Source organism: Halomonas sp. ND22Bw, from assembly GCF_003011945.1.
In the GTDB taxonomy this organism is placed as follows: Bacteria; Pseudomonadota; Gammaproteobacteria; order Pseudomonadales; family Halomonadaceae; genus Halomonas; species Halomonas halophila.
Window position 1 is genome coordinate 18,802 of sequence record NZ_PXWD01000010.1, and the last position, 26,110, is coordinate 44,911.

The 26,110-nt window shown below is 66.0% G+C and carries 26 protein-coding genes and 1 tRNA gene; 5 read left to right on the forward strand and 22 right to left on the reverse strand.

Going from position 1 to position 26,110, the window contains the following annotated elements:
• Nucleotides 1-22 precede the first annotated feature (22 nt).
• The 3 genes from CVH10_RS12875 to rluD all read right to left on the reverse strand — a co-directional run bounded on the left by CVH10_RS12875 (nt 23) and on the right by rluD (nt 2,994).
• A complete protein-coding gene (locus CVH10_RS12875; RefSeq protein ID WP_106488899.1) occupies nt 23-631 on the reverse strand; it encodes a hypothetical protein in 609 nt (202 codons plus the stop codon).
• Between the two features lie 637 nt (nt 632-1,268).
• Entirely contained in the window at nt 1,269-2,024 is a 756-nt protein-coding gene (gene pgeF / locus CVH10_RS12880) for a peptidoglycan editing factor PgeF (protein WP_035592840.1), read from the reverse strand.
• Between the two features lie 10 nt (nt 2,025-2,034).
• Nucleotides 2,035-2,994: a 23S rRNA pseudouridine(1911/1915/1917) synthase RluD gene (gene rluD / locus CVH10_RS12885; protein WP_035592853.1), complete on the reverse strand. Its 960-nt coding sequence runs from the start codon at nt 2,992-2,994 to the stop codon at nt 2,035-2,037.
• 150 nt (nt 2,995-3,144) lie between these two features.
• Between rluD and CVH10_RS12890 the strand changes: the two genes are divergently transcribed.
• On the forward strand, nt 3,145-3,954 hold the full coding sequence (locus CVH10_RS12890) for an outer membrane protein assembly factor BamD (RefSeq protein WP_035592839.1): 810 nt from the start codon (nt 3,145-3,147) through the stop codon (nt 3,952-3,954).
• Between the two features lie 166 nt (nt 3,955-4,120).
• On the opposite strand, the gene CVH10_RS12895 is transcribed toward CVH10_RS12890, so the two are convergent.
• The gene (locus CVH10_RS12895) at nt 4,121-5,752 is read right to left on the reverse strand and encodes an NAD+ synthase (protein ID WP_106488900.1); all 1,632 of its coding nucleotides are present in this window, start codon (nt 5,750-5,752) and stop codon (nt 4,121-4,123) included.
• Nucleotides 5,753-5,851: 99 nt separating this feature from the next.
• Between CVH10_RS12895 and CVH10_RS12900 the strand changes: the two genes are divergently transcribed.
• The gene (locus CVH10_RS12900; protein WP_035592837.1) at nt 5,852-6,109 is read left to right on the forward strand and encodes a PP0621 family protein; all 258 of its coding nucleotides are present in this window, start codon (nt 5,852-5,854) and stop codon (nt 6,107-6,109) included.
• 42 nt (nt 6,110-6,151) lie between these two features.
• Here the strand turns inward: CVH10_RS12900 and thiO are convergent, their stop codons facing one another.
• A complete protein-coding gene (gene thiO / locus CVH10_RS12905) occupies nt 6,152-7,255 on the reverse strand; it encodes a glycine oxidase ThiO (RefSeq protein ID WP_035592836.1) in 1,104 nt (367 codons plus the stop codon).
• Nucleotides 7,256-7,353: 98 nt separating this feature from the next.
• Here thiO and CVH10_RS12910 point away from each other — a divergent pair, with 98 nt between their 5' ends.
• Nucleotides 7,354-7,917 (forward strand): GspH/FimT family pseudopilin, encoded by a 564-nt coding sequence (locus tag CVH10_RS12910; RefSeq protein ID WP_106488901.1) that lies wholly within the window; start codon nt 7,354-7,356, stop codon nt 7,915-7,917.
• Nucleotides 7,918-8,023: 106 nt separating this feature from the next.
• On the opposite strand, the gene CVH10_RS25335 is transcribed toward CVH10_RS12910, so the two are convergent.
• The 16 genes from CVH10_RS25335 to rplU all read right to left on the reverse strand — a co-directional run bounded on the left by CVH10_RS25335 (nt 8,024) and on the right by rplU (nt 23,086).
• Nucleotides 8,024-9,724: a PilX N-terminal domain-containing pilus assembly protein gene (locus CVH10_RS25335; RefSeq protein WP_146142934.1), complete on the reverse strand. Its 1,701-nt coding sequence runs from the start codon at nt 9,722-9,724 to the stop codon at nt 8,024-8,026.
• A 71-nt stretch (nt 9,725-9,795) separates the two neighbouring features.
• Nucleotides 9,796-10,347 (reverse strand): PilW family protein, encoded by a 552-nt coding sequence (locus CVH10_RS12915; protein WP_106488902.1) that lies wholly within the window; start codon nt 10,345-10,347, stop codon nt 9,796-9,798.
• Nucleotides 10,344-10,778 (reverse strand): type IV pilus modification protein PilV, encoded by a 435-nt coding sequence (gene pilV / locus CVH10_RS27250; protein ID WP_369335801.1) that lies wholly within the window; start codon nt 10,776-10,778, stop codon nt 10,344-10,346. The genes CVH10_RS12915 and pilV overlap by 4 nt, the downstream gene beginning before the upstream one ends.
• Before the next feature lie 5 nt (nt 10,779-10,783).
• Nucleotides 10,784-11,221: a GspH/FimT family pseudopilin gene (locus CVH10_RS12925; protein WP_106488903.1), complete on the reverse strand. Its 438-nt coding sequence runs from the start codon at nt 11,219-11,221 to the stop codon at nt 10,784-10,786.
• 3 nt (nt 11,222-11,224) lie between these two features.
• Nucleotides 11,225-11,623, reverse strand: a complete 399-nt coding sequence (locus CVH10_RS12930; protein ID WP_052052325.1) for a type IV pilin protein — start codon at nt 11,621-11,623, stop codon at nt 11,225-11,227.
• A 167-nt stretch (nt 11,624-11,790) separates the two neighbouring features.
• Entirely contained in the window at nt 11,791-12,759 is a 969-nt protein-coding gene (ispH, locus tag CVH10_RS12935; RefSeq protein ID WP_106488904.1) for a 4-hydroxy-3-methylbut-2-enyl diphosphate reductase, read from the reverse strand.
• Nucleotides 12,760-12,802: 43 nt separating this feature from the next.
• The gene (gene fkpB / locus CVH10_RS12940) at nt 12,803-13,258 is read right to left on the reverse strand and encodes an FKBP-type peptidyl-prolyl cis-trans isomerase (protein WP_106488905.1); all 456 of its coding nucleotides are present in this window, start codon (nt 13,256-13,258) and stop codon (nt 12,803-12,805) included.
• Nucleotides 13,259-13,289: 31 nt separating this feature from the next.
• Entirely contained in the window at nt 13,290-13,811 is a 522-nt protein-coding gene (gene lspA / locus CVH10_RS12945) for a signal peptidase II (RefSeq protein ID WP_106488933.1), read from the reverse strand.
• A 10-nt stretch (nt 13,812-13,821) separates the two neighbouring features.
• On the reverse strand, nt 13,822-16,656 hold the full coding sequence (gene ileS, locus CVH10_RS12950; protein WP_106488906.1) for an isoleucine--tRNA ligase: 2,835 nt from the start codon (nt 16,654-16,656) through the stop codon (nt 13,822-13,824).
• Between the two features lie 10 nt (nt 16,657-16,666).
• Nucleotides 16,667-17,689, reverse strand: coding sequence for a bifunctional riboflavin kinase/FAD synthetase (ribF, locus tag CVH10_RS12955; protein WP_035592832.1), 1,023 nt, complete (start codon nt 17,687-17,689; stop codon nt 16,667-16,669).
• A gap of 79 nt (nt 17,690-17,768) precedes the next feature.
• Nucleotides 17,769-19,355 (reverse strand): murein biosynthesis integral membrane protein MurJ, encoded by a 1,587-nt coding sequence (murJ, locus tag CVH10_RS12960; RefSeq protein ID WP_369335802.1) that lies wholly within the window; start codon nt 19,353-19,355, stop codon nt 17,769-17,771.
• 119 nt (nt 19,356-19,474) lie between these two features.
• Nucleotides 19,475-19,741, reverse strand: a complete 267-nt coding sequence (rpsT, locus tag CVH10_RS12965; RefSeq protein ID WP_035592830.1) for a 30S ribosomal protein S20 — start codon at nt 19,739-19,741, stop codon at nt 19,475-19,477.
• Nucleotides 19,742-19,963: 222 nt separating this feature from the next.
• Nucleotides 19,964-21,103 carry a glutamate 5-kinase gene (gene proB, locus CVH10_RS12970; RefSeq protein WP_106488907.1) on the reverse strand — a complete coding sequence of 380 codons (1,140 nt, stop codon included), beginning with the start codon at nt 21,101-21,103 and terminating at the stop codon, nt 19,964-19,966.
• A gap of 103 nt (nt 21,104-21,206) precedes the next feature.
• Nucleotides 21,207-22,397: an Obg family GTPase CgtA gene (gene cgtA, locus CVH10_RS12975; protein ID WP_035592827.1), complete on the reverse strand. Its 1,191-nt coding sequence runs from the start codon at nt 22,395-22,397 to the stop codon at nt 21,207-21,209.
• 85 nt (nt 22,398-22,482) lie between these two features.
• Nucleotides 22,483-22,740: a 50S ribosomal protein L27 gene (gene rpmA, locus CVH10_RS12980; RefSeq protein ID WP_035592825.1), complete on the reverse strand. Its 258-nt coding sequence runs from the start codon at nt 22,738-22,740 to the stop codon at nt 22,483-22,485.
• A gap of 34 nt (nt 22,741-22,774) precedes the next feature.
• On the reverse strand, nt 22,775-23,086 hold the full coding sequence (gene rplU / locus CVH10_RS12985; RefSeq protein WP_035592824.1) for a 50S ribosomal protein L21: 312 nt from the start codon (nt 23,084-23,086) through the stop codon (nt 22,775-22,777).
• Between the two features lie 306 nt (nt 23,087-23,392).
• On the opposite strand from rplU, the gene ispB reads away from it, so the two are divergent.
• Nucleotides 23,393-24,400, forward strand: a complete 1,008-nt coding sequence (gene ispB, locus CVH10_RS12990) for an octaprenyl diphosphate synthase (RefSeq protein WP_035592822.1) — start codon at nt 23,393-23,395, stop codon at nt 24,398-24,400.
• Between the two features lie 104 nt (nt 24,401-24,504).
• A tRNA-Pro gene (locus tag CVH10_RS12995) sits at nt 24,505-24,581 on the forward strand.
• Between the two features lie 71 nt (nt 24,582-24,652).
• On the opposite strand, the gene CVH10_RS13000 is transcribed toward CVH10_RS12995, so the two are convergent.
• The gene (locus CVH10_RS13000; protein WP_106488908.1) at nt 24,653-26,074 is read right to left on the reverse strand and encodes a sigma-54-dependent Fis family transcriptional regulator; all 1,422 of its coding nucleotides are present in this window, start codon (nt 26,072-26,074) and stop codon (nt 24,653-24,655) included.
• Nucleotides 26,075-26,110: the final 36 nt, after the last annotated feature.

The following is a 26,110-nucleotide window of genomic DNA, read 5'->3' on the forward strand; positions in this document are numbered from 1 at the left end:
TCCTCTGTCCTCATCATCTGACTCATTCCATGTCCCCGGAAAGGAACTGATGTTCGGTCACGACCCAGTAGGCACGCTGTTCCGGGATATGCCGTATCAGCACCACCTGATCGCGACGCTCCAGCGCCGAGTCGGACTGGATGTTGATGACCAGCTCCGCACCATCACGCCGCACCTTGGCACGACCGCGACCACGACCGGCACTGAAGGACACCACCACGGCGGTTTCGCCCTGAAGGTTTCTCTTCCGCGGTGCACTGTAGAGATGCCGAAAAGCGGGCCCGAGTAGCCGCGCCATGCCGATTGCGGTCACGAGCCCGGCCACGATGCTCACCGCGGCCACGATGCTCCCCACCAGCAGACCATGCCCCAGGAGCAGCCCCAGGAAATAGCTGCTCAGCCAGGCTCCCAGCGTCATCACCGTCATCGTCAACGGCAGCGGGACACCGCTCAGCCCCAGGGTCGCCATCAGGCCGCCCAGTCCGCTCATGCCCTCCAGGTCGACGTCGAGATCCATATCGAGGTCGAAAGCACCCAGCAAGGAAATCAGCCAATACAGGACCGATACGACGAGCAGGATTCCGAAGAATGCGGTAGGCAAAGACAGCATTTCTGTCCAGAAAGTCTCCACGCCTCTTCTCCCTATCGGCGGCCATCACATCGACACTTGCCATCGGCAAGAAATAAAAAAGGCCGCAAAGATACCAGCATTGACTCTCACTGCGGAGTACGGTCATATCGCTACCGCTCTTCCACCGGCAGGCATCCCACCAAGAGATAATTCACGACATCGCCAGAAGAAGACCGCTACATTAAAAATAACTTATTGAATTAATTCCCCTTTACTCGTAGAAAGGCATCCCGCCAGAAAGAATGAACACGAGTATCATTCGCCGAGCCGTAAGCGATTTCTTACAAAAAAATGCAAAAACTTCTTACACAGAAAAACCACCTGGTTTCATCGCGAGCAAGCGAAAGCCAACCGACCGCTGGGGGAGAGTACGGTCCTGAGACACCGACCACACATGGTCCTGGTAAGGCTGGGGAGCTGCGGCCATGACATGATGTCGCCTCCAGCACCTCTCTAAGCGGCGACACGAGACGCTCGTTCCCCTAGCGCTCGTCCTATGCGAGAGCAAGGTGCACCGGACGTGCTGACAGGCGTGCACGAGAAAGGCGCCTGGAGGCGCGGGGGGAGATCGCCGCACCACTCGTCTGGGTCTACCGAGTCAGGGAAGCCCTGCCGGCCGTCAGCAACAGAGGCGTGGCTAGCGCAGCCAGATCATGCTGGCCATGCGGCCGGTGACGCCGTCGTCACGGCGGTAGGAATAGAAACGGGATTCGCAGGCGGTGCAGAAGTGGCCGCCGCTGATATGGGACAGTCCCAGCCGTTCCAGGCGCAGGCGCGCCAGCTTGTACAGGTCGGCCATGTAGTGGCCCAGCCGATAGGGGCTCGGCACGAAGGCCTCGGCGGCATCGGGCTGCACGGCGACGAAGGCCTCGCGCACCTCGCGCCCGACCTCGAACTGGGCGTTGGAGATCGCCGGCCCCAGCCAGGCCATCAGCGACTCGGGCGGCGCGCCCATGGCGGCCACCGTGGCCTCGAGCACGCCGCCGGCCAGGCCGCGCCAGCCGGCGTGGGCCACGCCGACCCGCTGGCCGTCGCGGTCGCAGAAGAACACCGGCAGGCAGTCGGCGGTCAGCACCACGCAGGCATGACCACGGTCGAGGGCCACCGAGGCATCGGCCTCGGGCGGGGTCTCGAGGTATTCCGACTGCACCCGGGCGCCGTGGGCCTGATCGAGCCACAGCAGCGGCCGGTCGTCGCCGACTTCCTTCTGCAGCTGGCGGCGGCACAGTGCCACGTGGGCAGCGTTGTCGCCGACGTGCTGCGCCGGATTGAAGGCGGCGAAGCGCCCCTGGCTGGGCCCGGTCTCGCGGGTGGTGACGCAGGCCGCCACCGAGGGCGGCGCCGGCCAGTCGGGGCGAATCAGGGTCGGGCGCAGGTCGAGGGCATCGCTCATCGCGGTTTCCTTAGCGGCGGGTCTCGCGGTCTTCGCGCAGGAAGTCCAGCAGCATCAGCATGTCATCCGGCAGGGCGGCGCGAAAGGTCAGCGTCTCGCCGCTGGTCGGGTGCACGAAGGCCAGCTTGCGGGCGTGCAGCGCCTGGCGGGGGAACTCGCGCAGCACCTCCTTGAGCGTCTCGCCGGCGCCGGCCGGCAGCTTGAGGCGCCCGCCGTAGACCGGGTCGCCGATCAGCGGATAGTGCAGGTGCGCCAGGTGCACGCGGATCTGGTGGGTGCGGCCAGTCTCCAGCTTGCAGCGCACGTGGGTGTGGGCGCGGAAACGCTCGACCACCCGATAGTGCGTCACCGCCGGCTTGCCGGAGGCGGTCACCGCCTGGCGCTTGCGGTCCTTGGGGTGACGGCCGATGGCCGCGTCCACCTTGCCGCCGGAGGTCATCACCCCGACCGAGACGGCGTCGTACTCGCGGGACACGGTACGCGCCTGCAGCTGCTCCACCAGCGCGGTCTGGGCGCCCAGGGTCTTGGCCACCACCATCAGCCCGCTGGTGTCCTTGTCCAGGCGATGCACGATGCCGGCCCGCGGCACCGCCGCCAGCTCGGGACAGTGATGCAGCAGGCCGTTGAGCAGGGTGCCATCGGGATTGCCGGCGGCCGGGTGCACCACCAGGCCGGGCGGCTTGTTGATCACCAGCACCTCGTCGTCCTCGTACACCACGTCCAGCGGGATGTCCTCGGGCTCGAAGCGGGCATCGTCCTCGACCGTCGCGGTGAGCGCCACGGCCTCGCCGCCGTAGACCTTGTCACGGGGCTTGGCGGGACGGCCGTCCAGGGTCAGCGCGCCCTCCTTGATCCAGGCCTTGAGGCGTTCCCGGGAGAAGTCGGAGAAGAGGTCGGCGGCGGCCTGGTCGAGGCGCAGGCCGGCCATGTGCTCGGGGACGCGGTGCTGGGCTTCGAAGGTCTGGGACATGGACTCGATGATCATCCGTCTGGGCGGTGGAGCGCTCCGCGGCAGCGCGCTCGGCGCGGTGACTGCGTTTTGCCACGAGGTGCTTTATAGTGGGCGAATTCGGGCCGATTCTAGCACGGCCACCCAGGGTTGTTTGACACGAGGATCACGATGCGCGTTATCACGACCGGACCCCGCCTGGCCGTCATGCTGCTGGCGAGTGCCCTGCTGGCCGGCTGTGCCAGTTCTCAGGAGCAGGAGGCGCCTGACCTGCAGGAACGCCAGCTGTACGACGAGGGACGCTCGGCGCTGGAGGGCGGACGCTTTACCACCGCCATCAACCGGCTCGAAGCCATCGACACCCGCTTCCCGTTCGGCGATACCGCCGAGCAGGCCCAGCTGGAACTGATCTACGCCTACTACCAGACCGACGACTGGGAGAAGGCGCGGGCCGCGGCCAGCCGTTTCATCCGCCTGCACCCGGACCATCCCCAGGTCGACTACGCCTACTACCTGCGCGGTCTCTCCGCCTGGCAGGCCGGGCGCTTCAGCCTCGAAGGGCTGCGGCTGATCGACATCTCCAAGCGCGACCTGGGCGCCACCCGCGACGCCTATTCCGACTTCCGCGAGCTGGTCCAGCGCTTCCCCGACAGCCAATATGCGCCGGATGCCCAGCAACGCATCGTCTACCTGCGCAACGTGCTGGCCCGCCACGAGCTGCAGGTGGCCGACTTCTACCTGCGCAAGGGCGCCTACCTGGCGGCCGTCGAGCGTGGCCGCTGGGTCATCGAGCACTACCCCGAGGCACAGGCCACCCGTGACGCCCTGGCGACCATGGTCGAGGGCTACCTGGGGCTCGACATGACCGAGCGGGCCCGCGAGACCCTGCGGGTGCTGATCGACAACGCCCCGGACCACGAGCGCCTCGACGGCCGCACCTTCGACCCGCAGTACGTCGACGCGGCCCCGATCACCGCCTGACAAGCTGCAAGCTGCAAGCTGCAAGCTGCAAGCTGCAAGCTGCAAGCTGCAAGCTGCAAGCTGCAAATCGGCAGCATGAGATCCCCCGAAGCAAAAGAAACCCCCGAAGGCTGAACACCTTCGGGGGTTTCTTGTAGCTCGGCGCTTGTAGCTCGGCGCTCGAGGCTTACTCGCCGGGCTGCCAGCCGTTGACGATGGGATAGCGGCGGTCGCGGCCGAAGCCGCGACGGGTGACGCGCACGCCCACCGGCGCCTGGCGACGCTTGTACTCGCAGCGGTCGACCAGTTTCACCACCTGATAGACATCGTCGCGCTCGAAGCCGGCGTCGATGATCGCCTCGGCGCTCATGTCGCCCTCGATATAGCGCACCAGGATGGCATCCAGGACGTCATAGTCCGGCAGTGAATCGCTGTCCTGCTGGTCCGGGGCCAGCTCGGCGGACGGCGGGCGCTCGATGACCCGCTCGGGAATCGCCGGCGACTGGGTGTTGCGCCAGCGCGCCAGGCGGTAGACCCAGGTCTTGTAGACGTCCTTGATGGCGTTGTAGCCGCCCACCATGTCGCCGTAGAGGGTGGCGTAGCCGACCGCCATCTCGCTCTTGTTGCCGGTGGTCAGCACCATCTGGCCCTTCTTGTTGGAGATCGCCATCAGCAGCACGCCGCGACAGCGCGACTGCAGGTTCTCCTCGGTGGTGTCTCGCTCGGTGCCGGCGAAACTCTCGGCCAGGGTCGACATGAAGGCCTCGACCATCGGCTCGATGGGCATCACCTCGTAGTCGACGCCCAGCAGCTCGGCCTGCTCGGCGGCGTCCTGCTTGGAAATGTCGGCGGTGTAGTGGTACGGCATCATCACCGCGTGCACCCGCTGCGGCCCCAGCGCGTCCACCGCGATGGCCAGCGACAGCGCCGAGTCGATGCCGCCGGACAGGCCCAGCACCACGCCCTTGAAGCCGCTCTTGTTGACGTAGTCGCGCAGTCCGGTGACCAGCGCGCAGTAGAGGTCTTCCTCGGGTTCCACCGTCTCGTCGACCTCGCCGGCCTGGGGCACCCAGCGGCGCTGCTCGCGTACGAACTGTACCGGCATCAGCCCCACCGCCCAGTGCGGCGCCTGAACGCGCAGCTGGCCGTCGGCATCGACACAGGCCGAGCCACCGTCGAACACCAGCTCGTCCTGGCCACCGATCTGGTTGACATAGACGATCGGCAGCGACGCCTCGCGGGCGCGCTGCTCGAGCAGCGCCAGACGCTCGGCGGGCTTGTCCTGATGGAAGGGCGAGGCGTTGAGGGTGACCAGGATCTCGGCCCCGGCGTCCCGTGCCTGCTGCACCGGCGCCTCGGCCCAGACGTCCTCGCAGATCAGGATGCCGAGCCTGGCGCCCTTGTGCTCGATCACCAGCGGCCGGGTGCCGACCGCGAAGTAGCGCTGCTCGTCGAACACCTGGTAGTTGGGCAGCGCCTGCTTGGCGTATTCGTCGAGCCACTCGCCGTTGTAGAGCACGCCGGCCAGGTTCCAGGTCTGCCCCTCGCGGCGCCCGGGATAGCCGACGATCACCATCACGTCACGGGACATCTTCTCGGCCATCCGCGCCCGGGCCTCGCGCAGCCGCGTTTCCATGGAAGGGCGCAGCAGCAGGTCCTCCGGCGGATAGCCGGTCAGGAACAGCTCGGGCAGCACCACGATATCGGCACCATGCTCGATGCGCGCCTCGCGAACCGTCTCGATGGCCCGGTCGGTGTTGCCGGGAATGTCCCCCACCAGGGGGTCCAGCTGAGCCATCACCAGCGTCAGGTCTTGCATGGGCGTAGAAATCTCTCGAGAATCCTTGGATACCCGCATTGTCCCGCAAGGGCGGTCGAGTGGCAAAGGCGGCCGACACGCTACAGGGAGCGCTTAAGGATGAACCTCTTGCTGATCCGCCTGATCATCTTCGCCGTGCTGTTCTTCGCCGGCCTCAAGCTCTATCGCATGTACCGCGAATGGAAACTCGACCGGGAAGACGCCGACCAGGCGAGCCATCAGGGCGGACAGATGGTCCGCTGCGCCTGGTGTCAGGTGCACCTGCCGGAAAACGACGCCCTGCGCGAGAAGGGCGAGTGGTTCTGCTCCACCGACCACCGCGACAAGTATCTGGAGGAGCGCCGGCGCGAGGACTGACGGCGCCGCCCTCCTCTCTTCGCTACCGCACCGTGCTCTTCGTTACCGCCTCGATGTCACCCGGCCTTCGAGACGGTACGGCACCGGATCGAGTATCGGCTCGCGCCCCAGCAGCGCGTCGACCAGCAGGTGCGTCGAGGCCGGCGCCAGCACCAGCCCGTTACGGTAGTGGCCGGCATTGACGTGGAGTCCCTCCAACCCCGGCACCGCCCCGATGAACGGCACGCCGTCCGGCGATCCCGGGCGCAGCCCCGCCCAGTGATGCTCCACCTCGCACTCGGCCAGCGCCGGCACGATGCCGATCGCCGACGCGCGCAACGAGGCCTTCGCCTCGGCGTCCGTGGTCTTGTCGAAGCCGGTCTCCTCGAGGGTCGAGCCGGCCAGTACCCGGCCGTCGGCCCGCGGAATCACATAGCGTCCGTCCATCAGTACCACGCGATTCACCAGCCCCGGCGGTGCCTCGAACAGGATCATCTGCCCCTTCACCGGGCGCACCGGCAGCGCCATCCCGACCCGCTCGAGCAGTTCCGCCGCCCAGGCGCCGCCGCAGACGATCGTGTGATCGCCCTCGACGATGCCGTCCGCGGTCTCGACGCCCGTGACCCGCGCCGCCGACTGCCGGAAGCCCGTGACCTCGCTGCCCTCTCGCAGCGTGACGCGAGGCATGGCCTCGAGCCGGCGGCGCAGCGCCTGGCCCAGGCGAGGATTGCGGATGCTGCCGAGGGTCGGCATCCACAGCGCATCATCGAAGCCCGGCGCGGCCTGTGGCTCCTTGGCATAGAGGAAATCGGCCGAGACCCGCTCAAGCGGCTTGCCCACCTCACGCGCCCAGCGCTCGGCCTGGGCCTCGTCATCGACCCGCAGGTAGAGCAGGCCCTTCTGACGATATTCCGGATCGACGCCGGTTTCCTCGAAGAGCCGCAGGGCCAGCTCGGGATAGAAGCCCTCCGACCAGGTGGCAAGGCGGGAGACGGGCGCCGAGTGGCGCCAGGGATAGAGCGGCGAGACGATGCCGCCGCCCGCCCAGGAGGCCTCGCGGCCGCAGCGGCCGCGCTCGAGAAGGGTCACCGAATGGCCGGCATCGGCCAGTTGCAGGGTCGTCATCATGCCGATGACGCCACCGCCCACGACGAGGAAATCGCTCACGAGGCGTGTCCGAATTGACTGACAGTGGGAGTACGACGTCCGGCCAATAGTTAAGACGAGACCGCCAAGAAAGCCGAGACTTTGCCAAGGGGGACCACATGGCACCCGACGCCGCCGAAGAACGCTACCTTACCGACAAGCCGCGTAACTTGGCAAAGCCCGCCGCCAGGGGCTTCACGCTGATCGAGCTGCTGGTGGCGCTGGCGGTGCTGGTGATCATGGCCACCGTGGCCGTGCCCGGCTTTCAGCGGATGATGGCGCGAAATGAAGTGGCCGCCGAGGTGATGCGGCTGAAGTCAGCACTCGCCATGACGCGCAGCGCCGCCATTACCCGGCGCAGCACCGTGACCCTCTGCCCCACCGTCGACATGACCCAATGCCGGATCGACAACAACGCCGACGGAAAAGCCTGGCTGGCCACACTGGCCATCTTCGAAGGGCGCGGCGAACCCGGTGATGCTCTGCTGCGCAGCTTCGACGAGAGCCGCCTGCCGTCGCTGACCTACCGTAACGATAACCGTCCGGTGCGCTATGCGGCACTGGGCCGATCATCGGGGTATAACGGTACCTTTCGTCTCTGCGGGCGGCACGAAGAGGGCGCCAGGGTCATCGTCAATAACGTTGGTCGGGTTCGCGTCGATTCCCGGCGGCCTCCTTGTTGATAGAGTACAGCCTCGCCAAGCACTTGACCTTTTTCCGGCCCACCGATGAGTCATTGGGGAGACAAGGTGTACGACATCACCTTTACAACGCTTCCCGGGAAAGGCATCAGTGCCAACTATCCAACATAAGCGGCATATCATCCTGCACCAAAGAAACCTCTTTCAAGGCCTCATCGAAGTGTATATCCCCTGATCCCCTCATGTCGATCCAACCGGCTCTTAAAGCACCGAAGATCGAACCACTCCCAGTAATCACCACATCGGTATCTGGAGCAACAATGTCGATGAAAGCGTTGTTGGCCCCACTGACCGTCACCCCTGCACTATTAGGAGAGCCTCCATACTCACCATAAGAACTATACAGGGCAATCGCCGGCCGTTTCTCTTGGCCATTCACATCTCGAACAAACGCGCCAGAGCTTAAAAGCTGAGACCCGCCTCCCAGCCTTGTCTTGCCGGTAACCAGGACGGTCAGCGTCGAATTCTCATCCACGACCAGCCGTGTATTATTACCAAGATCAAAATCTCCATCGACCACCAGCGTCACGTCGCCCTTGACCAATAACTGTTTCAACCTGCCGCCGGCAGTCACGTCTTGATCGACACGAAGATACGTTGTCTCTCCTTGAAGACCCAACTCCGTGGAGGCTGCATCGTTATTTCCAGATCCACCCGTGAAGGAGAATCTCCCTCCTTTGACAGCATAGCAATGCCCACAGCCTTGCTGTTCAAACCAGGCAGAGATGCTTACAACATCTTCATTATCCCAGACATTATCGAACAAGACTCCGGGGCCGCCCGTTTCGCTTGTTACACCGACAGGATCGCAGCGCTCAGAATTGTTGTAAACTGGGGGGATAAACGGAGACTGGTATTCATGGTAGTTCGCTGCCAGCTCCATTTTGGCGTCGTCCCACTTCCACCACTCAGGATATGAGACACTTCCTGATGCAGTGATCGAAGCAGGTGGATTATTCGTCGAGCCAATGACAGCATTTCCTCCAGTCGTCACCTCCCCCTCCATCGTTGACGCCGTACCAAATGCCACATTTCCTCCGGCCACCAGGTTACCGTAGATAGTCCCGTTCATATCGACATCACCATCGACCATCACATTGCCATAGATGGGTGTTCCACCATCCAAGGAAAGGTCTCCGGGAACCTCCACACGACCATACACAGGCGAGTTACCACTCAACGAGAGACTGGCCCCTTCGGAGAGGGCCTTTACTACGGCTTCCCGTCTCAGGCCATTAAAAACCTCCTGCCCATCGACGACGACACTCTCCCCATAAGCCCCGTAACTGGAATTATAGCTATCAACTTGAGGACCACCTCCAAGTCTTATCCCTTCACAGCCGACAACACCTTTATCATATTCCTCGGCCCCAGCGGACACGACCTCGGCAACGACCGGCAGGCTTCTGACGCCTCCCCCGCCCGAGACACCTCCCATCGCGACGATATATTTATCTCCATCGTCTTCAACATACTGGTAATAGCAAAGCAAAGGCGCGTCACACTCGTTGTCAGCGCCGCTTTTTATATCAGGAAAGGCCATATCCGACACATCATCAACAGAAAAATCATCTATTGAAATCCAGTCAGGCTCGCCACCATCGCGAAGAAGCTTCCAGGCTTCCGAAAGTGCCTGCTCTGCCCCCATCTGCGCCTGAGTAGCCGCCTTGTAATTACCTGCCAGCCGCTCGTCGATCAACGATGACTGCATGCTGGAAAGCCCCATCATCAGCGACACCGTCAGCAGCGAGAGAACGACAAGTAGAGCGGCGCCTTTTTCTCTTTTCATTTCCACACCTGGTCGGATGTTGAGCGGCGTTCTGATATTCCGATGACGTGACTCATATTGCCTCACTCTATTCAATCAGAACCAGAAGCATGCCTGACGGCCTCTGTTCTATTGACGGCAAGGAAACGTAACGTATCCGGTGCCCCATCCTGCCCTGCCGGAACAAGCTCCAGCATGACCGTCACGCCATAATCCCCTGCAGAGGCGACGCGGAACCCATTATTCGTCAGGCCGCTCACCACTTCCTGGGCACCAGCCCCGTCGTTTTTATCGATCGTCAGGGCGTAACCATGGCCCGCCTCACCCGCCATGTCCCCCAGACGATAAGTGACATCGCGCACGCTTCCCGATTCGCAATCGCCACCATCGGGCAGGGTCAGAGTCAGACTGTCCCCGTTCATCGTTTCACTGGCAGCCGCCTTGTTCCAGCAGGCGCGCCTGATATCTCTCAACAGCGAATCGACGGCGAAGTTCACCGCCGCCTGCTTTTCACCGAGCACCTCCACCTGGCGCTGAGTCTGAAACACCGTCAGGAACAGTTGGCCGGCTCCCAGAATGATGACCAGGCCAATTACCATGGCCACCATCAGTTCGACGAGAGAGAACCCCCCATTACGTTTCATGGTGTAGTCTCCGGCAGCCTGACCGTATAGGTAAATGGCTCCACCACTCCTGAAAAGCGTTCCTCATCCCAGCTCACAGTGATAGTAAACTCACACTCGGAGCCATCCTCCCCTATGGTGCTTTTTGTGAAGCCAGGCAAAATTACTGTCCTAGCATCGCTATCCGACCAGTGTGTACGCCACAGGCTTTCTACGTTCGAAAGAGCATCACTTGGACAAGGAGGAACTCCGGGAATGGCAGCAACCTCAGCCCAAAGCCTTTCCTGTGCATCCTGCGCCGCCAGGCTGGCGATGGAACGCTGGTAGGCTGCATGAGCGCCTTGCAAGGCCTTGAGCTGCATACCTGCCACACCCAGCAGGCCGATGGAAAGCACCAGCAGGGCGATCAGCGCCTCGAGCAGGGAGAAGCCACGCTGTACGGACGTTGCCACTGGCATCATGCCTCCCCGACCCGTCCCATTGGGCTGATACTGATCGCGCGGATCCTGACATCCGAGTAAGTGTTGCTCAAGAATAGCGTGCACCCCGATGCGCAGCCCCCCGTCGGCTTCCCTAGCGGCCCGAAGGTCACGGAAAAGCCCTCGGATAACGCCGTGCGTGTGTCTTCACCGCTGCGTTGGCGCAGGACGCTGCCATCCACCACGCCATACCGCCAGGGAGTGGCCTGCGTCACCGTGAACGTCACGTCTTCACGACGTTTTATCGCTTCACTCCTGGCGTAGTTGAGGCCGACAAGTACTTCATTGTATTCCGAAGACACCCGGCTCGCGGCCATCATGCGCTGGAAATCCGGGATCGCGACGGTCGCCAGTATCATGGCCACTGCGATGGTGACCAGAAGCTCGATCAGGGTGAATCCAGAGGCACGCTTCATAGGTTATTCCCAGCAGCCATCCGGGCCCCTCGTTCCATCACTCTCCAGCCAGATCGTTCCACAGCCGGATGGCACTCGCGTTCCCTCCGTCGCCTTTAGCTTGAACGCGCTCCCCGGGTCACCGTCGAAGCTGATCCTTGGGTACACCCCCTCCGGTGACGTTCTCGTCTGCAAACAAGATGCCTTGTAGGAGTAATGCCGCGTATAGCAACGCTCCATCTCTCCCGCCGCCTGCATCAGGCCCGCCTGACCGTCCGACAGTCGCGCGCGTTCCACGTAGCTCGTGTAACTGGGATAGGCGATCGCCGCCAGGATCCCGATAATCGCCACCACGATCAGCAGCTCGATCAGTGTAAAGCCGGCCTGGTGCCAGGCGCGGTCCCTGCGGCGTGTCCGATTCATGCTCCGGCGCATCTCCCTTCTGGCCTCACGACGAGTTTCAGTATGTATCAGCAGAGAGGCTCCCGACAGCCGATCATCGTAAAAAAACCGGGCATATGCCCGGTTTCTTCACTCCTGCGAAAGCCTGACACACCCGCTGAGCCAGAACAGTCCCAGGTGGCAGATGACTAATCGCTGGCAATCACCCGTTCGCGCAGTTCACGCGGCATGGAGAAGGTAATGGTCTCCTCGCGGCCCGGGAGTTCCTCGGGCGCCGCGGCGCCGAGTGCCTGCAGACGCTCGATCACGCCCTTCACCAGCACCTCGGGGGCGCTGGCGCCGGCGGTGACGCCCACCGCGCTCACCCCTTCGAGCCAGGCCGGGTCGAGCTGCTCGGCGTTGTCGATCAGATAAGCCGTGGTCCCTTCCCGCTCGGAGAGCTCGCGCAGGCGATTGGAGTTGGAGCTGTTGGTGCTGCCGACCACCAGCAGCAGGTCGCAGCCGGCGGCCAGCTCGCGCACGGCGTCCTGGCGGTTCTGGGTCGCGTAGCAGATGTCGTCCTTGCGCGGCCCCTGGATCTCCGGGAACTTCGCGCGCAGGGCGTCGATCACCCTGGCGGTGTCGTCCATGGAGAGCGTGGTCTGGGTGACGAACGCCAGCTGGCTCGGGTCGTTCACCTCGAGATTGGCGACGTCCTGCTCGTCCTCGACCAGGTAGATGTGCCCGCCATGGGAGGTGTCGTAGCGCCCCATGGTGCCTTCTACCTCGGGATGTCCCTCGTGGCCGATCAGGATGCATTCCTGGCCGCGGCGCGCGTAGCGCAGCACTTCCATGTGCACCTTGGTCACCAGCGGGCAGGTGGCGTCGAAGACCTTGAGCCCGCGGCGCTCGGCCTCCTCCTGCACGGCGCGGGACACGCCGTGGGCGGAGAAGATCACGATGGTGTCATCGGGCACCTCGTCGAGCTCCTCGACGAACACCGCACCGCGCTCGCGCAGGCTGTCGACCACGAAGCGGTTGTGCACCACCTCGTGACGCACGTAGATGGGCGGATCGAAGACGTCCAGGGCCCCGTTGACGATCTCGATGGCCCGATCGACGCCGGCGCAGAAGCCGCGCGGATTGGCCAGCTTGATCTGCACAGAGTTAGCTTGCATGGGTTGCCTTGCCTTGATGCATCTGCATCGCTGAAGTGCCGGGTCAGTGCGTGGTGGCTGGCTTGATCTCAATCACCTCGACCTCGAAGGTCAGGGTACGCCCCGCCAGGGGATGATTGAAGTCCACTTCCACCCGCTCGTCGTCGACGCTCTTGATCACGCCGGGCAGCTCGCCGCCGGCCGGGTCGGCGAAGGACATCACCATGCCCTCCTCGGGCTCATCGGTGGAGAAGTCCTCGCGCTTGAGCACTTGGATGTTCTGCGGATTGTGCTGGCCGAAGGCGTGCTCCGGGGAGATCTCGAAGCTGCCGGACTCGCCGGCGCTCATCCCCTTGAGCGGCTGCTCGAAGCCCGGCGGCAGGTTGCCGTCGCCCACCTGGAAGGTGGCCGGCGCCTTGTCACGGGTGGAGTCCACCTGGGTACCGTCCTCCAGCTTGAGGGTGAAGTGGAGGGTGACTTCCATGCCCTCGTCGATGCGCAGGCCTTGTGAATCGCTCATAGGTTCTCTCGAAACGGTCGTGAAGGTCGCGTCAGGCGCGCCGCGCCCGGCGCCGCTCGCCGATGGTCGACTCCCAGATCAGCCCGATGGCGCCCAGGGTGATGCCGATGTCCGCGACGTTGAAGGCCGGGTAGTACCAGCCGGCGGCGTGGAAGGAGAGGAAATCCACCACGTAGCCGTGCACCAGGCGATCGTAGAGATTGCCCAGCGCCCCGCCGATGACCAGCGCCAGCGAAGCCGCCAGCAGGGTCTCGCCTACCCTGAGGCGCTTCATCCACAGCGTCAGGCCGATGCTCGCCGCCACCGCGATGGCGGCGAACAGCCAGCGCTGCCAGCCCGGATGATCGGCCAGGAAGCTGAAGGCCGCACCGGTGTTGTGCAGCAGCGTCAGGTTGAAGAACGGCAGCACTTCGAGCGGCCGGGCGTAGTCGAGCATCCCGGAGGCCAGGGCCTTGGTGCCGAGGTCCAGGATGATCCAGGCCACGGCGAGCCACAGCCAGCGCAGCGGCTTGTGCATGGGCGCCGCCTGGGCGCCCTTGTCGGTCTCGGGCATGCTGCCCACCTCACGCATAGTGACGGGTCTCGCCGGGGCCGTCCGGCAGGTTGTTCACGCAGCGGCCGCACAGGTCGTCGTGCCCCTCGTGGGTGCCCACGTCCTCGCGATGGTGCCAGCAGCGCTCGCACTTGGCGTGGCCGCTGGCGGCTACCGCGACCTTGAGGCCCTCGAGCTCGGTGGCCTCGGCGCCCTCACCCTGAGCGAGCGGCGCCAGATGTACCTCGCTGGTCAGCATCACGAAGCGCAGCTCGTCGCCCAGCTTGTCGAGGGTCTCGCGCAGGGCGTCGTCGACGTAGAGGGTGACCTCGGCGGCCAGGCTGCCCTTGATGGTCTTGGCGTTGCGCGCGTCTTCCAGGCACTTGTTGACGGCCTGCTTGATCTCCAGCACCCGCTCCCAGAACTCGCGGCCCATCTCGGCGTCGTCACCCAGGGTCTCGAGCCCGGTGTAGTACTCCTGCAGCAGCACGCTCTTGCCGCGCTTGCCCGGGATGTGCTCGTAGATCTCCTCGGCGGTGAAGGAGAGGATCGGCGCCACCCAGCGCACCAGCGCCTGGACGACGTGATAGAGCGCGGTCTGGGCGCTGCGGCGCGCCACCGAGTCGGCCTGGGTGGTGTACTGGCGGTCCTTGATCACGTCCAGGTAGAAGCCGCCGAGCTCGCGGGCGCAGAAGCCGTGAACCTGCTGGTAGACGTCGAGGAAGCGGTATTCCTCGTAGGCGGTCTCGATGCGCGCCTGCAGCTGGGCGGCGCGGTCGACGACCCACTGGTCCAGGGCAAGCATGTCACCGAACGCCAGGGCGTCCTTGGCCGGATCGAAGCCGTTGAGGTTCGCCAGCAGGAAGCGCGAGGTGTTGCGGATGCGCCGGTAGACGTCGGCGGTGCGCTTGAGGATCTCGTCGGAGACCGCCATCTCGCCGCCGTAGTCGGTGGAGGCGACCCACAGGCGCAGGATGTCGGCGCCGAGCTTGTCCATCACCTCCTGCGGCGCGACCACGTTGCCCATCGACTTGGACATCTTGCGGCCGTGGGCATCCACGGTGAAGCCGTGGGTCAGCAGGCCACGGTACGGCGGGTGGCCGTCGATGGCGCAGCCGGTCAGCAGCGAGGAGTGGAACCAGCCGCGGTGCTGGTCGGAGCCTTCCAGGTACAGATCGGCGCGCGGGCCGTACTCATGGCCGTGCGGATGCGAGCCGCGCAGCACGTGGCGGTGCGTGGTGCCGGAGTCGAACCACACGTCCAGGGTGTCGGTGACCTTCTCGTAGTCGCCGGCATCGTCGCCCAGCAGCTCGGCGGCGTCCAGGCGGAACCAGGCGTCGATGCCCTCGGCCTCGACGCGCTGGGCGACGAGTTCCATCAGCACCACTGTGCGCGGGTGCAGCTCGCCGGTCTGCTTGTGCAGGAAGAACGGGATCGGCACGCCCCAGTTGCGCTGGCGCGAGATGCACCAGTCGGGGCGGTTGGCGATCATCGAGTGCAGGCGCGCCTTGCCCCAGGCCGGGGTGAAGGCGGTGGCCTCGATGCCCTCCAGCGCCTTCTCGCGCAGGGTGCGGCCGTCACGGCCGATCAGGTCCATGCCGACGAACCACTGGGCGGTGGCGCGGTAGATCACCGGCGTCTTGTGGCGCCAGCAGTGCATGTAGCTGTGGCTGATGGTCTTGTGGGCCATCAGCGCGCCGAGCTCGCGCAGCTTGTCGACGATGTGCGGATTGGCGTTCCAGATCAGCTGGCCGCCGAAGTACGGCAGGTCGTCGACGTAGACGCCGTCGCCCTTGACCACGCTGATGAAGTCGCTGAAGTCCATGCCGTAGCGACGGCAGGAGTCGAAGTCGTCGACGCCGTGGACCGGCGCCGAGTGCACGATGCCGGTGCTGCCCTCGTCGATGGTGACGTAGTCGGCCAGGTAGATCGGCGCGCAGCGCTCATAGATCGGGTGAGCGAACGAGATCAACTCCAGGCGCTCGCCGGTGGCGGTGGCGATGATCTCGCCGTCCAGGCCGAAGCGCTCGAGGCAGGACTCGACCAGCTCCTCGGCCAGCAGCAGCAGGCGCTCGCCGGTGTCGACCAGCGCGTAGGTGAACTCCGGATGGACGTTCAGCGCCTGGTTGGCCGGGATGGTCCAGGGGGTGGTGGTCCAGATCACCACGGCGGCCGGCTTCGGCAGGCTCTCGAGACCGAAGGCCGCGGCCAGCTTGTCGTCCTCGGCGCAGGCGAAGGCCACGTCGATGGCGTCGGACTTCTTGTCGGCGTACTCCACCTCGGCCTCGGCCAGCGCCGAGCCGCAATCGAAGCACCAGTTGACCGGCTTCAGGCCCTTGAACACGAAGCCGCCCTCGACCATGTCGGCCAGGGCGCGGATCTCGCCGGCCTCGTTGGCGTAGTCCATGGAGCGATAGGGGTTGTCCCAGTCGCCGATCACACCCAGGCGCACGAAGTCGGACAGCTGGCCCTGGATCTGCTCGGCGGCGTACTCGCGGCACAGCCCACGGGCCTGCTCGGCCTCCAGATGCTTGCCGTGGGTGGTCTCCACCTTGTGCTCGATCGGCAGGCCGTGGCAGTCCCAGCCCGGCACGTAGGGGGCGTCGAAGCCGGCCAGGTTTTTCGACTTGACGATGATGTCCTTGAGGATCTTGTTGACGGCGTGACCGATGTGGATGCTGCCGTTGGCGTAGGGAGGGCCATCGTGGAGCACGAAGGTCTCGCGGCCGCGACGCGCCTCGCGCAGGCGCCGGTAGAGGTCCATCTCCTGCCACTGGGCGACCCGCGCGGGCTCGCGCTTGGGCAGCATGCCGCGCATCGGGAAGTCGGTTTCTGGCAGGTTCAGAGTGTGCTTGTAGTCGCTCATATCCTGGGGGTCAGCCGTCGTCGTGGTCGGCGGGCTGGCCCGCCGAGGAATCGGAAGTCACGGCCTCGCGCGCCAACGGCGCCGATGCCAGAGGAAGAGAATCGTCCGCCGTGGCGAAAAAGCGCCGGGCACGCGCCTGGTCGAGACCGATCTGCGTCTTGAGGGCGTCCAGGCCATCGAATTTCACCTCGCCGCGCAGCTTGGCGCAGGGCACCACGCTCAGGGTCTGGTCGTAGAGGTCGCCGTCGAAGTCGAACAGGTGGACCTCGAGCACCGGCCGCTGGCTGCCCACCGTGGGCCGCCAGCCGACGTTGGCCACCCCCTCGGCGCGGCGGCCGTCGGGCAGCTCGGCGACAACCGCGTAGACGCCCTGAAGCGCCAGGGCACGGGCCGACTGCGGCAGGTTGGCGGTGGGCACGCCGATGGTGCGGCCGAGCTGGCGGTCGCGCACCACCCGGCCGGCAAGCCGATAGGGTCGGCCCAGCAGGCGCGCGGCCTGGGCGAAGTTGCCGCAGGCCAGCAGGGTGCGCACCCGGGTGCTCGAGACCCGTTCGCCATCGAGCAGGAAGCTGCGGGTGTGCTCCACGCCGAAGCCCCGCTCGGCGCCCGCCGCCTCGAGCAGCGCGAAGTCGCCGAGGCGGTCGCAGCCGAAGCGGAAGTCGTCGCCCACCACCAGGTGGCGCACGCCGAGCCCCTCGACCAGCACCCGCTCGATGAAGGCCCGGGCGGTCAGCGAGCGCAGCGTGTCGTTGAACGGCAGGCACAGCACCCGATCGGCGCCGTGCTCGGCCAGCAGCTCGACCTTGTCGCGCAGCCGGGTCAGGCGCGTCGGCGCCTGGTCGCCGGCGAAGAACTCGCGGGGCTGGGGCTCGAAGACCACCACCGTGACCGGCAGCCCCAGCGCCCGCGCCCGTTCGCGCAGCTGATCGAGGATCGCCTGGTGGCCGCGGTGCACGCCATCGAAGTTGCCGATGGTCGCCACGCAGCCCCGGTGTTCGTCGCGCAGATTGTGCAGTCCTCGAATCACTTGCATGGGCGTCATCGCGCTGGAGGTGAAAGGGGATCGATTATAACGGACCAAGGGCCCCTTGACAGCCGGGCCGGCTTGGCCATCAGCCGTTGATCCGGAAATGCCGCGGTCGCACGCCGAACGCCGCCAGCCAGGCGAAGTAGGCCGTCGCCCCCAGGATCACCAGTGCGGCCAGCCAGCCGACCCGATGCCACAGCGACCAGTCCAGCCAGGCGTGCCATTCCGGCATCAGCCAGGCCAGCCCCAGCCCCATCACCGCGCAGCCGCCGAGCAGCTGCACCGCGTAGCGGCCCCAGCCCGGCTGGAAGCGCAGCACGCCCTCGCGGCGTAGCAGGAAGCCCAGCAGGCCGGCATTGAGGAAGGCCGACAGCGCCGTGGCCAGCGCCAGGCCGGCGTGGGCCAGCGGCCAGATCAGGATCAGGTTGAACACCATGTTGGCGACCATCGCCACGATGCCGACCTTGACCGGCGTCTTGGTGTCCTGGCGGGCGAAGAAGCCCGGGGCCAGCACCTTGATCAGCATGAAGGCCACCAGACCCAGCACATAGGCGCGCAGGCTCATCGCCGCCATGGCGATGTCGTGGTCGGTCATGGCGCCGTAGTGGAACAGCGTGATCAGCAGCGGCTCGGCCAGCACCGCCAGGGCCAGCGCCGCCGGCATGCCCAGCAGCAGCACCGCGCGGATCGCCCAGTCGAGCATCCGTGCGAAGTGCTCGCCGGACTGCTCGGCGTGGCGCTTGGACAGCGCCGGCAGGATCACCGTGCCGATGGCGATGCCGAACACCCCCAGCGGCAGCTCCACCAGGCGGTCGGAATAGTAGAGCCAGGACACGCTGCCCGCCGCCAGCAGCGAGGCCAGCACGGTGTCCAGCAGCAGGTTGACCTGGGACACCGAGACCCCGAACAGCGCCGGCGCCATCAGCTTGAGGATGCGCCGCACGCCCTCGTGGGCGAAGCGCGGCCAGGGCCTCGGCATCAGCCCCAGCCGCGCCAGGAAAGGCACCTGGAACAGCAGCTGGGCGGCGCCGGCGATCAGCACGCCCCAGGCCAGCGCCAGCGACGGCTCGCTCATCAGCGGCGTCAGCGCGAGCGCCGCGCCGATCAGCGACAGGTTGAGCAGCACCGGGGTGAAAGCCGGCACCGCGAAGCGGTTCCAGGTGTTGAGCACGCTGCCGGCGAAGGCGGTCAGCGAGATCAGCAGCAGGTACGGGAAGGTCAGCCGCAGCATGTCGGCGGTCAGCGCCAGCTTCTCCGGGTCCCGGGCGAAGCCGGGCGCGAACAGCCACACCAGCCAGGGAGCGGCCAGCATGGCCAGCGCCGTGATCAGCAGCAGCACCGCGGCGAGGCTGCCGGCCACCGCATCGAGCAGCTCGCGCACCTCCTCGCGGGTGCGCTGGGTCGCGTACTCCGAGAGCACCGGCACAAAGGCCTGGTTGAAGGCGCCTTCGGCGAACAGCCGACGCAGGAAATTGGGCACCTTGAAGGCGACGAAGAAGGCATCCGCCCCCTGCCCCGCCCCCAGCAGCGCGGCGATCACCACGTCGCGGGCCAGGCCCAGCACCCGGGACAGCATGGTCATGGCGCTGACCACCATGCCCGAACGCAGCAGGCCGCCGCCCTTGGGGGCCGGGGCGGCGTCGGAGGCGGGCTGAGGAGGAGTATCGGTCACGGGGCGCTCCCTTGCCGGTGAGGTCCGGGCGAAAATCGTCAGGCACAAAAAAACCGGCCGAAGCCGGTTTTTCGATGGCGTGCCCGCACGCGGCGGGCACCCAGAGGCGTCCGGCGAGCTTACGCGGCCAGGGCCTTGATGCGCTTGTTCAGACGGCTCTTGAGGCGAGCGGCCTTCTTCTTGGACAGCACGTCCTTGTCGGCGATGCGGTCGATGACCGGCTGGGCCGCCTTGAAGGCATCCATGGCCTGGGCGTGGTCGCCGCCGTTGATGGCCTTGATCACGTTCTTGACGTAGGTGCGAACCATGCTGCGCTGGCTCGCCTTCAGAACACGACGGCCTTCTGCCTGGCGGGCGCGCTTGCGGGCTTGCTTGCTGTTAGCCACTGACTGTCTCCTTGGAGAAAGTTGTCACCGCCTGCGAGGGCGGCTTTGATAACGTTTTGATCCAACAGGGAAAAACAAAAATCCCCGTCGGCCTGGCCATCTGGCCGACCGCGCGACGTGGCGCAGTCGATTACGGGCCGTGTCTGAGAGGATGGCGCATACTATCACGCAGCGACACCGCTTGCCAGCCTTGTCAAGGCCGGATGCCCCGCCACGCCTGTCTCAGAGCACCACCAGGTTGTCGCGATGGATCAGCTCCGGCGCTTCCATGTAGCCGAGAATCGCCTCGATGCGATGGCTCGGCTGACCGATCAGACGCTGCGCCTCATCGACGCCATAGTTGACCAGCCCCTTGGCGATGCGACGCCCTTCTTCATCGACGCACAGCACCATCTCCCCGCGCACGAAGCGCCCGGCGATCGCCTTGACGCCCACCGGCAGCAGGCTGGAGCCGCTGTCGCGCAGCACCTTGACCGCCCCGGCGTCCAGGGTCAGGGTGCCGCGCACCTGGAGCTGGCCGGCCAGCCAGCGCTTGCGCGCGGCGATCGGCGCCTGGTCGGGGGTCAGCAAGGTGCCGAGGCGCTCGCCGTCGACCAGCCGGGTCAGCACCTCGGGCTGGCGACCGCTGGCGATCACGGTCAGCGCCCCGGAGCGCGCCGCCAGCCGAGCGGCGCGCACCTTGGTGGTCATGCCGCCGCGGCCGAGGGCGCCGCCATCGCCGGCCACCGCGGCCAGTCGCGGATCGTCGGCGCGGCCCTCGGTGATCAGGCTGGCGTTCGGATCGTGGCGTGGGTCGGCGTCGAACAGCCCTTCCTGGTCGGTGAGGATGACCAGGGCATCGGCCTCGATCAGGTTGGCCACCAGGGCGCCAAGGGTGTCGTTGTCGCCGAAGCGGATCTCGTCGGTGACCACGGTGTCATTCTCGTTGACCACCGGCACCACGCCGAGCTCGACCAGGGTGCGCAGGGCCGAGCGGGCGTTGAGGTAGCGCTTGCGGTTGGAGAGGTCGTCGTGGGTCAGCAGCACCTGGGCGGTGGTCAGCTGGTGACGGCCGAAATGGCCCTCGTAGCACTCGGTGAGACCGTTCTGTCCCACGGCGGCGGCGGCCTGGAGGGCATGCACTTCCGACGGACGCGTCTGCCAGCCCAGCCGCACCATGCCGGCGGCCACGGCGCCGGAGGACACCAGCACCACCTCGATGCCGCACCGATGCAGGGCGGCGATCTGATCGACCCAGCCACCGATGGCGGCCTCGTCGAGGGCGCGGCCATCGTTGGTCAGCAGGGCGCTGCCGATCTTCACCACCACCCGCCGCATGCCCTTCAGGGCGTCACGACCGGGGACCTCTTCACCTTTCGCCATCTTCGCCGTCCTTGATACGACTCGCGTTCATCGGGCTCGCGCCCGCCACAGCGGCCGGCGCGACGGCGCCGCCCGCTGCACCTCCAGCCTACTACGCCCGCCCTCAGGGAGCGTATTCGATCTCGACGTCGTAGTCGTCGTCATCGAAGTCGTCGTCATCGTCCTCGTCGTCGCGAGGACGCTTGCGACCCAGCCGGGCCTCGGTGCGGGCCACGGCCTCCTCTTCCATGCGACGACGCATCTCGCGCTCGTGCTCGGCGACCTCCTCGTCCTCGTTCTCGAGGCGGCGCCGCTCGGTGAGCCAGCGATGGGCGGCCTGCACCAGGGCCTCGGTGCCTTCGCCGCTGATCGCCGAGACACGGAACACCGGACCGTCCCAGTCGAGGCGCCTGACGATCTCGTCGGCCACCGCCTCGCGCTCGTCCTCGGGCAGCAGGTCGAGCTTGTTGAGCACCAGCCAGCGCGGCAGCTCGGCCAGCGTCGGCGAGAACTCGCCCAGCTCGCGGACGATGGCCTCGGCGGCTTCCACCGGATCGGACTCGTCGAAGGGCGCCACGTCGACCACGTGGAACAGCAGCCGCGAGCGGGTCAGGTGCTTGAGGAAGCGCAGCCCCAGGCCCGCGCCGTCGGAGGCGCCCTCGATCAGCCCGGGAATGTCGGCCATCACGAAGTGCTCGTGCTGACCGAGCTTCACCACGCCGAGATTCGGCACCAGGGTGGTGAAGGGATAGTTGGCGACCTTGGGCTTGGCCGCCGAGACCGAGCGGATCAGCGTCGACTTGCCGGCGTTGGGCAAGCCCAGCAGGCCGACGTCGGCCATCACCTTCATTTCCAGGCGCAGGTTGCGCCGCTCGCCTTCGGTGCCCGGCGTGGTGCGCCGCGGCGCCCGATTGGTAGACGACTTGAAGTGGATATTGCCGAGCCCGCGGCGACCGCCCTGGCCCACCAGCACCACCTGACCGATCTCGGTGACGTCGGCGATCACCTCGAGGGTGTCCTCGTCGATCACCGTGGTGCCCACCGGCACCTTGATGTGCAGGTCCTCGCCGGCGCGGCCGCTCATCTGCCGACCCTGGCCGGGCTGGCCGTTCTGGGCCTTGTAGAAGCGCTGGTACTTGAAGTCGATAAGGGTGTTGAGGGCGTCGTCACCGATCAGGTAGACACTGCCGCCATGGCCGCCGTCGCCCCCATCGGGACCACCCTTGGGCACGTACTTCTCGCGGCGGAAGCTCAGGCAGCCATTACCGCCCTTGCCGGCTTCCACGATGATCGAGGCTTCGTCGACGAACTGCATCTGTCATTCTCCCGGCGGTGCATACCGCCATGATACAAGAAGGCCCCGCCATGGCGGGGCCTTCTCGCTACAGGTCCGGGCGGTCTCAGGCGGAGACGACGCTCACGAACTTGCGATTCTTCGGACCCTTGGTCTCGAACTTGACCACGCCTTCGTCCAGGGCGAACAGGGTGTGGTCCTTGCCGATGCCCACGCCGGCGCCGGCGTGGAACTTGGTGCCGCGCTGACGGACGATGATGTTGCCCGGAGCCACGGACTGGCCACCGAACAGCTTCACGCCAAGGCGCTTGGATTCGGAATCGCGACCGTTACGGGTAGAGCCCGCTGCCTTCTTATGAGCCATTGCAAATACCTCGCTCGTTCAGGGGAGTGACCGCTTACGCGGAGATCCCGGTGATCTTGACTTCGGTGAACCACTGACGGTGGCCCTGACGCTTCATGCTGTGCTTGCGGCGACGGAACTTGATGATGTTCACCTTGTCGCCACGGCCATGAGCGACGACCTCGGCAGACACCTTGGCACCGTCGACGGTCGGCGCGCCGACCTGGACGTCGTCATCGCCACCCACCAGCAGGACTTCATCGAACTCGATGGTGTCGCCGGTCGGCACTTCCAGCTTCTCGAGCTTGAGAGTCTGGCCTTCCTGAACGCGGTACTGCTTGCCACCGCTCTTGATAACTGCGTACATGCTTGTCTCTCCGGTACTCATCGGGGGTTGGCTCTTCATCGACCTGCTTCGAGTGGCGCCCCTTCCGGCAACCATCTGACAGGGAGCGAGATGAGTGGGTCGCGGATTATAACCGCACGCGCGCAGGACGACAACCCGGCCGACACCCTGAACGCCGCGTCCGGCGCGACCCGAGCACCAGCGCGGGCGCGCGCCTTGACGCCCCAAGGGGGGCCCCATAGCATGACCCTCACTCCCAGGCCGGCGCCAGGGGCATCGCGCACGGATGCCGCCCGCCGCCCCCACCACTTCGTCGATGCCGCCTTCATGTCAGCCAACCCTTCGTCGCCACAGCTCGAGAACGCCGTCCCCGCCTCGCCCATCCATGCCGTCGTCGCCGAGGACTTCGCCGCCGTCAACCGCACCATCCTCGAACAGCTCGCCTCCAAGGTGCCGCTGGTGGAGACCATCGGGCAGTACATCATCGACAGCGGCGGCAAGCGCCTGCGCCCGCTGCTGGTGCTGCTGGCCGCCCGCTCGCTGGGCGTCGAGGGCGACCGCCACATCACCCTGGCCACGCTGATCGAGTTCATGCACACCTCGACCCTGCTGCACGACGACGTGGTGGACGAATCCCACATGCGCCGCGGCAAGGCCACCGCCAACGATGCCTGGGGCAACGCGCCTTCGGTGCTGGTCGGCGACTTCCTCTATTCACGCTCGTTCCAGATGATGGTCGACGTGGGCTCGATGCGGATCATGGAAGTGCTCTCCGCCGCCACCTGCACCATCGCCGAGGGCGAGGTCCAGCAGCTGACCAACGTCGGCAACCCCGACGTGGACGAGGCCGCCTACTTCGAGACCATCCAGGGCAAGACCGCCATGCTGTTCGAGGCAGCCTCCCACAGCGGCGCCCTGCTCGCCGGCGCCACGCCCGAGCAGGAAGACGCGCTACGCCTCTACGGCCGCTACCTGGGCCTGGCCTTCCAGCTGGTCGACGACCTGCTCGACTACCAGGGCGACGCCGAGGCGATGGGCAAGAACGTCGGCGACGACCTGGCCGAGGGCAAGCCGACCCTGCCGCTGATCCAGGCCATGGCCGCCGGCACCGCCGAACAGGCCAAGGTGGTCCGCCAGGCCATCCGCCAGGGCGGCCTCGAGCGCCTCGACGAGGTGCTGGCCATCGTCGGCGAGACCGGCGCGCTGGAATACACCCGTGCCAAGGCCGAGGAGATGTCCGCCAAGGCCCTGGCCCAGCTGGATGCCCTGCCCGACTCCCCCTACCGCGACAGCATGGCCGAACTGGCTCGCCTGGCGGTGGAGCGCCGCAACTGAGCCCGAGGCCGGAGATCGGCGAAGACGGAGAAGAAAAGAAGGGCTTGCATTCCGTTTTCGCCTACGTATAATACCCATCCGTCGCCGAGAGACACGGCAGACATCGGAGTATAGCTCAGCTTGGTAGAGCGCTGCCTTCGGGAGGCAGAGGTCGTAGGTTCGAATCCTGCTACTCCGACCAAGAATTCAGTAAAAACGCCCACTTAGCTCAATCGAGCGGTGGGCGTTTTTCGTTTCCTTCGGCTTGTTTCATTACCCCCTCTGCCCGATCCGCAGCCCATGCTGACGAAGCTTGCGCACCACGCTGGGCTGGCTGATGCCGAGCCGCTCGGCCATTGCATAAGTGGAAGACAGCTCGCCACATAGCTCGGCGAGGACGGCCCGCTCGGTGCGCGCCAGCATGGCCTTGAGCGACTCCCCTTCGAGCAGAGTGGCGACGGCCTTCCCCTCGATGCTCCGGCCCGGCTCCGTCTCGGGCAGCGGCGCCGACCCTTCCGCAGCCGCGCGCTCGCCACGAATGATATCTTCCCCGGCCGACAGCCAGGCTCGCTCCAGCCAGTTCTCGAGCTCCCGCACGTTGCCCGGCCAGTCCCGCCCCATCAGCTCCTGCCAGACGTCACGCCCGATCAGCTTGTCACGCCCATAACGGGCGTTGAGACGCTTCAGCTGGCGCTCGACCAGGCCGGGGATGTCCTCGCGACGCTCGCGCAGCGGCGGCAGGGTGACGGGGATCACGTTGAGGCGATAGTAGAGATCGAGACGGAACGCCCCCTCCTCGACCCGCCGGGCCAGATCCTGGTTGGTCGCCACCACCAGCCGGAAATCGATACGCCTCGCCTGCGTGTCGCCCAGCCGAGTCACGCTGCCGTCCTGGATGGTCTTGAGCAGCTTGGTCTGCATCGCCAGCGGCAGCTCGCCGATCTCATCGAGGAACAGGGTCCCGCCCTCGGCCTGCTCCAGGAGACCCGCCTTGCCGCCCGGCGCGGCACCGCTGAAGGCACCATGTCGATAGCCGAACATCTCCGACTCGAACAGGCTCTCGGGAATGGCGCCGCAGTTGACGTCGATGAAGGGCCCATCGCCGCGCGCGCTCCAGCGGTGCAGCTGGCGGGCGAAGGCGGTCTTGCCGACGCCCGACTCGCCGAGCATCAGCACCGTGGCGTCGGTCGGCGCCACTCGCTGCAGCAGCAGCGCCACCTCGCGCATCACCCGGCTACGCACCTCGAGTTCGCCCAGGTCGACGTCCAGACCGGGCTCCTCGGCGCCGCCGCCACGCATGAGATGCTCGCTGAAGCGACGCTGCAGCAACGCATACTCTTCCTGGAGCATCTGCAGGTCGGTCAGGTCCATGGACCGGCTGACCACGGCCACCAGCTGGCCGCCCTGAAACACCGGATGCGCCTGCGCGATCACCCGCCGCCCGGTGCCGGTCACCTGCATCAGCTGGGCCGGCTTGCCGGTGCGGATGACCTCCAGGCTGATCGAGGGCTTCAGCACGCCCTCGGCCTCGAGCTGCTGCACGGTCGTAGCGCACAGCTCCTCGCGAGACATGCCATAGACCGCCGCCGCGGCCGGGCTGACCTCGCAGACTCGTCCCCCGGTATCCACCACGAAGAAGTGATCGTGGGCGGTGTCGATGATGGTCTGCAGGATGCAGCTGTCGAGTTCGCTCATGGAAGGCCCCGTGATGCATAAATGAATCGCGCGATT